10 protein-coding genes are annotated in these 10,308 nt (G+C 72.8%); 5 read left to right on the top strand and 5 right to left on the bottom strand.

What is annotated here, in order from left to right:
- Nucleotides 1-271 precede the first annotated feature (271 nt).
- Complete coding sequence (locus tag ACFYX4_RS40195; protein ID WP_389344785.1) at nucleotides 272-541, top strand: hypothetical protein; 270 nt, start codon at nucleotides 272-274, stop codon at nucleotides 539-541.
- A gap of 178 nt (nucleotides 542-719) precedes the next feature.
- On the opposite strand, the gene ACFYX4_RS40190 is transcribed toward ACFYX4_RS40195, so the two are convergent.
- The gene (locus ACFYX4_RS40190) at nucleotides 720-1,463 is read right to left on the bottom strand and encodes a ferritin-like fold-containing protein (RefSeq protein ID WP_389344783.1); all 744 of its coding nucleotides are present in this window, start codon (nucleotides 1,461-1,463) and stop codon (nucleotides 720-722) included.
- Between the two features lie 499 nt (nucleotides 1,464-1,962).
- Here ACFYX4_RS40190 and ACFYX4_RS40185 point away from each other — a divergent pair, with 499 nt between their 5' ends.
- Complete coding sequence (locus ACFYX4_RS40185) at nucleotides 1,963-4,776, top strand: DEAD/DEAH box helicase (RefSeq protein ID WP_389344781.1); 2,814 nt, start codon at nucleotides 1,963-1,965, stop codon at nucleotides 4,774-4,776.
- 210 nt (nucleotides 4,777-4,986) lie between these two features.
- Nucleotides 4,987-5,859, top strand: a complete 873-nt coding sequence (locus ACFYX4_RS40180) for an alpha/beta fold hydrolase (RefSeq protein WP_389344779.1) — start codon at nucleotides 4,987-4,989, stop codon at nucleotides 5,857-5,859.
- A 78-nt stretch (nucleotides 5,860-5,937) separates the two neighbouring features.
- Here the strand turns inward: ACFYX4_RS40180 and ACFYX4_RS40175 are convergent, their stop codons facing one another.
- Nucleotides 5,938-6,843 carry an NYN domain-containing protein gene (locus ACFYX4_RS40175; RefSeq protein ID WP_389344793.1) on the bottom strand — a complete coding sequence of 302 codons (906 nt, stop codon included), beginning with the start codon at nucleotides 6,841-6,843 and terminating at the stop codon, nucleotides 5,938-5,940.
- A gap of 216 nt (nucleotides 6,844-7,059) precedes the next feature.
- Between ACFYX4_RS40175 and ACFYX4_RS40170 the strand changes: the two genes are divergently transcribed.
- The gene (locus tag ACFYX4_RS40170) at nucleotides 7,060-7,212 is read left to right on the top strand and encodes a hypothetical protein (RefSeq protein ID WP_007384531.1); all 153 of its coding nucleotides are present in this window, start codon (nucleotides 7,060-7,062) and stop codon (nucleotides 7,210-7,212) included.
- 284 nt (nucleotides 7,213-7,496) lie between these two features.
- A complete protein-coding gene (locus tag ACFYX4_RS40165; RefSeq protein ID WP_389344777.1) occupies nucleotides 7,497-7,850 on the top strand; it encodes a hypothetical protein in 354 nt (117 codons plus the stop codon).
- A gap of 14 nt (nucleotides 7,851-7,864) precedes the next feature.
- Here ACFYX4_RS40165 and ACFYX4_RS40160 read toward each other — a convergent pair whose 3' ends face one another.
- The 3 genes from ACFYX4_RS40160 to ACFYX4_RS40150 form a co-directional block, all read right to left on the bottom strand.
- Entirely contained in the window at nucleotides 7,865-8,470 is a 606-nt protein-coding gene (locus tag ACFYX4_RS40160) for a MarC family protein (RefSeq protein ID WP_389344775.1), read from the bottom strand.
- Between the two features lie 128 nt (nucleotides 8,471-8,598).
- Nucleotides 8,599-9,456, bottom strand: coding sequence for a PHP domain-containing protein (locus ACFYX4_RS40155; protein WP_389344773.1), 858 nt, complete (start codon nucleotides 9,454-9,456; stop codon nucleotides 8,599-8,601).
- Between the two features lie 142 nt (nucleotides 9,457-9,598).
- On the bottom strand, nucleotides 9,599-10,240 hold the full coding sequence (locus tag ACFYX4_RS40150) for a DUF6758 family protein (RefSeq protein WP_389344771.1): 642 nt from the start codon (nucleotides 10,238-10,240) through the stop codon (nucleotides 9,599-9,601).
- Between the last annotated feature and the right edge of the window lie 68 nt (nucleotides 10,241-10,308).

The following is a 10,308-nucleotide window of genomic DNA, read 5'->3' as shown; positions in this document are numbered from 1 at the left end:
GCACCCACCCCATACGACAACGTCGGCCTTCAAGACCACAACCGGGTCTTGAAGGCCAACGTCACGCACAGGCCCGAATAAACCAACAGCATCCCGAACGGCTGCCGGGCCCCTCGCCGTTGCCGGCCCGTCGTCGACCCCTTGTCGACACACGCCTCGGTTCTCCACGGATGGCGCACAACTGACCCACAGGGGAGGATTGCCTTTCGCAGGTCACGGGTATGACGGGCTACGACCTCGAAGCACAGCCCGCCGTCTGGAGGGGACCCGCATGATCTTGGAAGCAATCGGCTCCGCTGTGCTCGGTCTCGTGCTCGCGTGGGCGGCGTTCCATCGCCTGTCCCACCGTCTGCCCGCGCCCACCCTGGTGTTCGCGACGGGCATCGCAGGAGCGCTGTTCGGCGACTTCGTCACCCACAGCGCACTGGGCCCCGGCTCCGCACTGCTGAGCCTCCTGGGCGCGGCGATCGTCTCCGCCGCCTCCCTCTCCCTGCTCCTGCGCCCCACGACCCGCCGCCTGCGCCGATCAGCCCCCGCGTAGACGCGGACACCGCCAAGCCCCCACCGGAATCTTCACGGCGACACCGCCAAGCCTCACCGGGAACGTGACGGCAACACCCCAAAGGGGCGCGGGGAACTGCGCGACCAGCCCTCCACGGACCGTCGGCCGAAACACTCCCCCGCCCCCACGGCGCCCAACGGCAACCCCCGGCGGAGCCCTACGCCGCCAAGCCCAGCGCAGCCATCCGCTTCGTGTGCGCCTCGGTGATCCGGGAGAACATCCGCCCCACCTCGGCGAGGTCGAACCCGTCCGCGACGCCGCCGACGAGCATCGTCGACAGCGCGTCGCGGTCCGCGACCACCCGCTGCGACTGCGACAGCGCCTCGCCCATCAGCCGCCGCGCCCACAGCGCGAGCCGTCCGCCCACGCGCGGGTCCGCGTCGATCGCCGAGCGCACCCGGTCCACGGCGAATCCCGCGTGGCCGGTGTCGTCGAGGACGGCGAGCACCAGGGCGCGCGTGTCGGCGTCCAGGCGCACCGCGACCTCGCGGTAGAAGTCGCTGGCGATCGAGTCGCCGACGTACGCCTTGACGAGGCCTTCCAGCCAGTCGGAGGGGGCCGTCTGCCGGTGGAAGCCGTCGAGCGCGGCCACGAACGGCTCCATCGCGCGCGTGGGCTCCTCGCCGATCTCCGTGAGCCGGTCACGCAGCCGCTCGAAGTGGTGGAACTCGGCCGACGCCATCTTCGCCAGCTCCGCCTTGTCCTCGAGGGTGGGCGCCAGCTTGGCGTCCTCAGCGAGCCGTTCGAACGCCGCCAGCTCGCCGTACGCGAGCGCGCCGAGCAGGTCGACGACCGCGGCCCGGTACTGGGGATCGGCGGAGGCCTTCGCCCAGTCCTGGGCGGCGATGCCGGTGGCGGCGTTCTCGTTGTCAGGCTTGTCAGAGGTCGTCATGCAGCGCACAATAGCTCGCTCGCCGCGCGAGGGAAGTCCCTGGTCAGTCAGTGCGACCACGACGGCGCGTGGGACCGCGCCCATCGGTGTGACAACCACAACGTGACCGAATCGGCCATCGCATGTGCGCGAATCCAAGGTATGGTGGTAATGCGCCTGCCGAATATTCGACGGGCCGCACGTATGAGGATGCCCGGTCGGTGGCCCGATCGGCTCCGACCTGACAGCCCTCCCTGACCGTACGGCACAGTGCGTACGACGATCGGAGGGACACCCTCAGCGGTACGAACGCTAGAGCGTCGGATGAGGTCCCGTGTCCTGACGGCTTGCCCGTGAGAGGCGGCCTACGTCCCCGGCACGGTCCGACACGACCCCCGCGCTCGCCTCGCACCGCGCACACAGAAGAGGCAGCACCCTGACTACCACGTTCCGAGAGCTCGGGATCCTTCCCGAGACCGCCGAGGCCCTCGAGGCCGTCGGCATCATCACCCCCTTCCCCATCCAGGAGATGACGCTCCCCGTGGCCCTGTCGGGCACGGACGTCATCGGCCAGGCCAAGACCGGCACCGGCAAGACGCTCGGCTTCGGTCTCCCGCTCCTCGAGCGCGTCACCGTCCCCGTCGACGTCGAGGCCGGCCGCGCCCGCCCCGAGGACCTCACCGACGCGCCGCAGGCGCTCATCGTCGTCCCCACGCGCGAGCTGTGCACGCAGGTCACCAACGACCTCCAGACCGCGGGCAAGGTGCGCAACGTGCGCGTCACCGCGATCTACGGCGGCCGCGCCTACGAGCCCCAGGTCGAGGCCCTGAAAAAGGGCGTCGACGTCGTCGTCGGCACCCCGGGCCGCCTGCTGGACCTCGCGGGCCAGAAGAAGCTGAACCTGAAGCACATCAAGTCCCTCGTCCTCGACGAGGCCGACGAGATGCTCGACCTGGGCTTCCTGCCCGACGTCGAGAAGATCATCGCCATGCTGCCGGCGAAGCGGCAGACCATGCTGTTCTCGGCGACCATGCCGGGCGCGGTCATCGGTCTCGCGCGCCGCTACATGACGCAGCCCACGCACATCAACGCCACCTCGCCCGACGACGCGGGCAGGACGGTCGCGAACACCAAGCAGCACGTGTACCGCGCGCACAACATGGACAAGCCCGAGATCGTCGCGCGCATCCTGCAGGCCGAGGGCCGCGGCCTGGTCATGGTGTTCTGCCGTACCAAGCGCACGGCGGCCGACCTCGCCGACCAGCTCAAGCAGCGCGGCTTCGCCTCCGGCGCGGTCCACGGCGACCTCGGCCAGGGCGCCCGCGAGCAGGCCCTGCGCGCCTTCCGCAACGGCAAGGTCGACGTGCTCGTCTGCACCGACGTCGCCGCGCGCGGCATCGACGTCGAGGGCGTCACCCACGTCATCAACTACCAGTCCCCCGAGGACGAGAAGACGTACCTGCACCGCATCGGCCGTACCGGCCGCGCGGGCGCCAAGGGCATCGCGGTCACGCTCGTCGACTGGGACGACATCCCGCGCTGGCAGCTCATCAACAAGGCGCTGGAGCTCGACTTCAGCGACCCGCCGGAGACGTACTCCACCTCCCCGCACTTCTACGAGGAACTCGGCATCCCCGCGGGCACCAAGGGCGTCCTGCCGCGCTCGGAGCGCACGCGCGCCGGGCTCGACGCGGAGGAGCTGGAGGACCTGGGCGAGCCGGGCGGCCGTGGTGCACGCGGGCGTGGCGACCGCAGGGGCGGGCGGGACGACTCCCGCACCGCCGAGCGCGAGCACTCCACCACCCGTACGCCGCGCCGCCGCCGTCGTACGCGTGGCGGCAGTGCCGTCGACGGGACGCCGGCGCCCGAGCAGGTCGGACAGAACGAGCAGACCGGTCGGACCGGGCAGGCCACGGCTCCGGCCGCCGAGGAGGCGACGTCTCCTCGTACGCCGCGCCGTCGTCGCCGGACGCGGGGCGGGTCCCAGCAGGAGACCGTCGGCGCCGTGTCGGCGACCGCGGCCGTCGAGCCCGCCGCGCCCGAGGCCGCGGAGGCGGCCGTGACGACGGCGGAGGGGGCGTCGGCGGAGCAGTCCCTCGACGCCGCGAAGCCGCGCCGCCGCCGCACCCGCCGGAACGCGGTCGCGTCGGACGCGCCGGTGGCCGTGACGGAGCCGGCCGTCGAGCCGGCCCCGACGACGCCGGCCGTGCCGGAACCGGTCGCGCCCGCCGCGTCGGTCACTTCGGTCGCGTCGACCGCCCCGGCCGCCGAGGCGACGCCCGCGGCGGAAGCCGCCGTCGCCACGGCGGAGCCCGCGGAGACGAAGCCGCGCCGCCGCACCCGCAAGACGACGGCCCCGGCGCAGACAGCGGTCGACACGGCGGAGGCCGGCACGGCGGAGGTCGCGGTCGACACGGCCGAGGCCGTGGCGGTCAAGCCGCGCCGCACCCGCAAGACCGCCGCCGCCGCCCCGGCGGAGACGGTCGCCACGGCGGTCATCCCGGCCCAGGCCGCGCAGGAGCCGGAGGCCAAGCCGCGCCGCACGCGCAAGGCGACGGTCTCGGCAGAGGCCGCCGTCGACACGGCGGAGGCCGTGGAGACCAAGCCGCGCCGGACCAGGAAGGCCGCTGCCGCCCCGGCGGAGGCCGCGGTCGACACCGCTGAGGCCACCGAGGCCAAGCCGCGCCGCACGCGCAAGACGGCGGTACCGGCGCAGGTCGCCGCCGACACGGCCGAGGTCACGGAGACCAAGCCGCGCCGCACCCGCAAGACCGCCGCCGCCCCGGCAGAGGTCACGGCGGTCGACACGGCGGAAGCCACCGAGGCCAAGCCGCGCCGCACCCGCAAGACCGCCGCCGCCGCCGCGACCACCGCGACCACCGCCGTCGACACGGCCGAGGTCGCGGAGACCAAGCCGCGTCGCACCCGCAAGACGGCCGCCGCCCCGGCAGAGGTCACGGCAGTGGACACGGCGGAAGCCACCGAGGCCAAGCCCCGCCGCACGCGCAAGACGGCCGCCGCCGCGACCACCGCCGTCGACACGGCGGAAGCCACGGAAGCCAAGCCGCGCCGCACCCGTAAGACGGCCGCTGCCCCGGCAGAGGTCACGGCGGTCGACACGGCGGAAGCCACCGAGGCCAAGCCGCGCCGCACCCGCAAGACCGCCGCCGCCATTCCGGCGCAGGTCTCGCAGGAGCCCGAGGTCAAGCCCCGCCGCACCCGCAAGACCGCGGCGTCGGCAGCGGTCGCGGCCGAGGCGGCGGGCGACGTCGCCGAGGCGGCGCCGCCGAAGGCTCGGCGTACGCGCAAGACGGCGGCAGCCGCGGAGTCCGCGGAGAACTGACCGTCCGTCCGACACGACGGCACACGCCGACGGCCCGGTTCCCCCTGGGGAGGACCGGGCCGTCGGCGTTGCGGAAGCTTCCCGGCACCGAAGCCGCGCCCGAAGCCTCGCCCTGAACCGAAGCCGCGCCCTGAACACGCGCCCTGAAGTCGCGCCCCGAAGACCCGACCTCCCCGCGCCCCTCCCCCGCCCTCCCGGTAGCCTCGGCCCGTGACCACGCCGATCAGCTTCACCCCGCCTCCCGGCGCACGCGCGTACCCGTTGCGGACCGAGCGCGGCGAGTTCGCCGTCGTCGACGCGCCGGCGGCGCCCGGTGTCGAACCGCTGGGCGTCGCGCTGTTGCTGCCGGGGTTCACCGGGAGCAAGGAGGACTTCCACCTCCTGCACGAGCCCCTCGCCGCCCGCGGCTACCGCACCGTCGCCGTGGACGGACGCGGGCAGAACGAGTCGCACGGCCCCGCACGCGATGAAGCACCTTACGCGCAGGCGGAGTTGGCGCGGGACGTGCTCGCGCAGGCGGCTGCTCTCGACACCCCCGTGCACCTCGTCGGGCACTCCCTGGGCGGCCAGATCGCCCGCGCCGCCGTGCTCCTGGACCACTCCCCCTTCGTCTCGTTCACCCTGCTCGCCTCGGGCCCCGCGCACATCTCCGAGTCGCAGCGGCAGCGGGTGAAGCTGCTGCACGACGCCCTCGCGGTGATGGAGATGGCCGAGGTGTGGGAGGCGATCCTCGCCATGGGCCCGCCGGAGGAAGTCGGCGGCCCCGCCCGCGGGTTCGGCGAGCTGGCGCTGCGGCGCCTGCGCTGGGTGAACCACAAGCCGGCGCAACTCCTCGCCACCGGACGCCAGTTGCTCGTCGAGCCCAACCGGGTCGCCGAACTCGCCACCGTTCCGCTGCCGCTCCACGTGCTGTCGGGTGCGCGCGACGACACCTGGCCGGTGACCGTCCTGGACGACATGGCCGTGGAGCTGGGCGCGTCCCGGACCGTCGTCCCCGGCGCCGAGCACTCCCCGAACCTGGAACAGCCCCTGCCCACCGCCCACGGCCTGGCGGACTTCTGGGACGAGGTCGTACAGAGCTGAGGGGAGAGCCGATACGGGCCGACGCGGTCCGACCCGAGCCGATACGGGCCGACGCGGTCCGACCCGAGCCGATACGGGCTAGTACTGCGTCTGCAAGTGCTCCCAGAACCCGTCCCGCAGCGCGCGCCGCAGGTCCGCCTGGCCGCGCAGCGAGTACTGGAGGATGCCCTCCGCCTCCACCAGGAGATCCTGGTCGACGGAGCCGGGCAGGTAGGGGTGGCCGGGGAGCAGTTCCACCAGCGACTCCCGGCCTCGTGCCGCCAGCCACTTGGCGGCGATCTGCGCGCCGACGAAGCGGACGTCCTCGCGGGTGGGCCGGTTCGCGCCGGCCGGCTCGTACGCCGCGGCGGTGCGCCGTGAGACGTACGGCTTGAAGAAGTCGAGGTCCAGGGTGCGCTGGCTGTCGACCTCCCAGAGGAGGGGCTCGGCCTGGTTGCGGCCCTCCGGGGCCTCGATGCCCCACAGGTGGACGCGGGCGCCGTACCCCTGGGCCGCCTCCACCGCCGAGACCAGGTCCTCGTCGCCGCCGAGCAGTGCCGCGTCGCTGATGGCGCGGTGCCGGGCGAGGGACTCCAGGTCGGTGCGGATCAGGGAGTCGACGCCCTTCTGCTGGTTGTTGGCGTTCAGATTGCCCAACCGGACCTTGACGTCCGGGAGTTCGGCGATGGACTGCTGCTCGGCGGTGTGGATGCGGCGTCGCGCGCCGTCGTACCAGTAGACCCGCAGCAGCCGGCTGTCCGCGAAGATCGTGCGCGCCCGGTCGATGAGCGCCTCGATCAGCCCCTCGGCGTCGAGGTCGAACGCCCTGCGGTCCTCGGTCCCGGCGACCAGCCGGCCCGCCGCGGCGTAGAGGTAGCCGGCGTCGACGAAGATGGCGTGGGTCGACGGCGTCTTCGCCACCTCGGCGAGCATGCGGGTCAGCAGCTCGTTCGTGCGGTCGATGCGGGCGGCGAGGGCCGCGAGGTCGTCGTTCATCGCCTCCATTGTCCCGGCGGTCACGCTGCGAACACAACCGGTCCCGTTCGGTCCCGGTGAGCACGCTTACCCGTCAGTAGTTAGACGTTCGAAAAATTTCTTTAGCGTAGGGAATGTTTGTAACAACCACCGCGTTGAATACGAACGGAACAGGGGGCACCGTCGTCCCGTGGGCCACACATCAGTAGTTCTCCTCAGGAGGATGACCAGACGAAGGGAGAAGCCATGCGCTTCGAGATCATGCGGCTCGACGACGTCGACGGCACGCCCGTGGACAGCACCGTCGTTGACGCGGCCTCCGTCAACCGGATCGTTCAGCAGGCCGCCGCCATCGGGCAGCGACTGTGGATCCGTCCGGCCGACACCTCGGCTTCGTAACACCTCGACCACCCACCCACGGGCCCCTTACACACGCGCGGAGCCCCGTACGGCATCACCATGACGCCGTACGGGGCTCCGCGCGTGCCTGGTCCGTCCTCGCGATCCGACCCCACCGGTCACTCATACGGGTGAAAGCGGGCAGGCGAAAGATGGCCGGAAGCAGGCAGGACGCCGGAGCGGCGGCCAGTCGGCCGGGCTGATTCCGTCCGAGGCGGGTACGTGGTCAGCACCGGGTGTCTCACACCGCCTCGACCGCCACTCCACGGGAAGGTCATCTCCCTGTGCTCGCACACCACGCGGAACCCGCTCTGGCCGCGGCGGCCGCCACCGGCGTCATCCTGGCCGCACGGTGGGCGGCGACCCGCCCCCAGGCCCGACGCCAGGGGGCGGGCACGGACCGTCCGCCGCTCCGACGGCGCAACGCCGCGGCACCCCCGGAGGTCCCCGCCCGCCGCGACGGCGAGCCGGTCACCCCGACCGCTCCCACACCGCCCGCCGCCGCACGACCGGCACCCGCGCACCCCGCTCCCCCAGAGGCGACGCCCGACGAGTCGGCCGCCGTGCTGGAGGCCGAGCGGCATGTGCGTCGCTGCTGGCAGCTCCTGCGCGCCCACTCCGATCAGCGCGACCACTGACACGACGGCGGGCCTCAGCTCCCCTGAACGACCTGCGTGACGCCGTTGATGATCTGCTGCACGGCGATCGCGGACAGCATCATGCCCGCGAGCCGTGTCACCAGGACCACGCCGCCGTCCTTGATGACCCGGATGATCAGCAGCGAGTAGCGCATCACCAGCCACAGCACGACGTGGATGGCGAGGATCGCCGCCCACACCGACACCTGCATGGCGGCGCTGTCGGCCTTCTGCACGGCGAGGATGACGGACACGATCGCGCCGGGTCCGGCGAGCAGCGGCATGCCCAGCGGGACCAGGGCGACGTTGACGTCCTTGGTCTGCTTGGGCTCGTCGGTCTTGCCGGTGAGCAGGTCGAGCGCGATCAGCAGGAGCAGCAGTCCGCCCGCGATCATCAGCGCGGGCACGGACACATGCAGGTAGTTCAGGATCTGGTGGCCGAGCAGCCCGAAGACGGCGATGACCCCGCCGGCGACGCAGACGGCCTGGAAGGCCATCCGCTTCTGCACCTTGGCGGGACGTCCGGCGGTCAGGGCGAGGAAGATCGGGGTGATCCCCGGGGGATCCATGATGACGAACAGGGTCAGGAACAGGGAGCCGAAGACGGCGAGATCGAACATCGTTACGGAGGCCTTGCGCGAAAGGGGGCGAACAGGGTGGAGGTGGACGTGCGGAGGTCGAGTCCCAGGCTCCGCCGGTCCCGCGGAGGTCGAGTCCCAGGCTCCGCCGGTCCCGCGGAGGTCGGGTCTCAGACTCCGCCGGTCCCGGGGACGGGGAACGCTCCGGTCGCCCGCCGGGTGATCTCCCCGTACACCTCGGGGTCGGTCGTGTACTCGCCGAGCACGCAGGTCTTGCGGCTGCCGTGGTAGTCGCTGGACCCGGTGACCAGCAGCCCCAGTTCCTTCGCGAGCCCCCGCAGCCGGGCGCGGGTGTCCGTGTCGTGGTCCATGTGGTCGACCTCGACGCCGTCGAGGCCGGCGGCGGCCAGCTCGGCGATCACGGACTCCGGGACCGTGCGGCCCCGCTTGCTCGCGGCCGGGTGGGCGAAGACGGTGACGCCGCCCGCGGCCTTGACCAGCCGGATCGCCTCGAAGGGGTCGGTCTCGTGCTTCTCGACGTAGGCGCGCCCGCCGTCGGCGAGCCAGTCGCGGGTGAACGCGTCGCCGACGGTGGGGACGACGCCCAGCTCCACCAGCGCGGTCGCGACGTGCGGCCGTCCGACGGACCCGTCGCCGGCGATCCGCGCGACCTGCTCCCAGGTGACGGGGACGCCCAGCTCGCCGAGCTTCGCGACCATGGCGCGGGCCCGCGGCACCCGGTCGTCGCGCACGAGTTCCCGCTCGGCGAGCAGCGCGGGCTCCTCGGGGTCGAACAGGTAGGCCAGCATGTGCATGCTGATGCCGTCGACCCGGCAGGACAGTTCGGCGCCGGTGACGAGGGTGAGCCCCGCGGGCAGCGCGGCGATCGCCTCGGCGTGTCCACGGGTGGTGTCGTGATCGGTGAGCGCGACGACGTCGAGCCCGGCCGCGGCGGCCCCCCGGACCAGTTCGGCCGGGGTGTCCGTGCCGTCGGAGGCCGTGGAGTGACAGTGCAGGTCGATGCGCACGACGCGGACTCCAGGCGGTGACGAGCGGAACGGGACGCTCCAGCATAACGGCAACGCGCACGCCCTCTGTCACACCCGAACCCACCGAGCGCCCCCTACACAGACGGCGCTCACCCGTCCACAACCTCCCGAGACAGAACACCTAGGGCTTCAGCAGGCGCGGCGACAGCGCCCCGCACGGCACCAGCTCGATCTCCGCCCCCGCGTCCCGCAGATCCGTCAGCACCAGCTCGTCGTACATGAGCAGGCCGGTCTGCTCGGGCCACACCACGGCCCACAGCCACAGCCCGAGCGCCTCGCCCGCGAAGACGGCGCGGTCGTCGGGGGCTCCGGTGACGTGCCACAGCGGGGTGGGGCGGCCGGCGGCCAGGACCTTGGCCTGGGGCGGCTTCTCGACGTTCATGTAGGGGCCGGGGTCGGGCCCCTCCATGCCGGCGTAGCGCGCGCCGAGGCCGACGCCGAGCTCCTCGGCGACGAGGATCAGCTCGCCCATGCCGCCGAGCGGACCGGGACCCGAGCAGGCCACGGCGCTCGCCCGGCCGCCGCTGCGGTCGTCACCGGCGTACGCCACGCCCGTGAACAGCCAGCCGACCGGCAGCGGCCACGGCATCCACACCGGCACCTGCGTGCGGTGCACGACGACACTGAGGGCCTCGACGCTGGGCGGGATCACGGGCTGCAGCGGATGCACCGTGCCGTGCACATCGCACTGCCAGGAATCGGCGAAGAGTCCGGGAGCCCTGACCCGGCCACCACACTTCGGGCAACTGGGTTCGCCCCTCATAGGGCTCCACGGTCCTACCCCATCCCGCCCACGTCAAGGACGATCACCCGTCCGGCCGGAACCCCGCT

Source organism: Streptomyces sp. NPDC002328, assembly GCF_042890065.1.
Lineage (GTDB): Bacteria > Actinomycetota > Actinomycetes > Streptomycetales > Streptomycetaceae > Streptomyces.
The sequence above is the reverse complement of the archived record's forward strand: the minus strand, read 5'-3'. Positions and strand labels throughout refer to the sequence as shown.

Bases quoted from the DNA above. Each gene is read 5' to 3' on its own strand.
- ACFYX4_RS40195 (WP_389344785.1), top strand. From the start codon at position 272: ATGATCTTGGAAGCAATCGGCTCCGCTGTGCTCGGTCTCGTGCTCGCG.
- ACFYX4_RS40160 (WP_389344775.1), bottom strand. From the start codon at position 8,470: ATGTTCGATCTCGCCGTCTTCGGCTCCCTGTTCCTGACCCTGTTCGTC.
- ACFYX4_RS40185 (WP_389344781.1), top strand. From the start codon at position 1,963: ATGACGCTCCCCGTGGCCCTGTCGGGCACGGACGTCATCGGCCAGGCC.
- ACFYX4_RS40175 (WP_389344793.1), bottom strand. From the start codon at position 6,843: ATGGAGGCGATGAACGACGACCTCGCGGCCCTCGCCGCCCGCATCGAC.
- ACFYX4_RS40170 (WP_007384531.1), top strand. From the start codon at position 7,060: ATGCGCTTCGAGATCATGCGGCTCGACGACGTCGACGGCACGCCCGTG.
- ACFYX4_RS40150 (WP_389344771.1), bottom strand. From the start codon at position 10,240: ATGAGGGGCGAACCCAGTTGCCCGAAGTGTGGTGGCCGGGTCAGGGCT.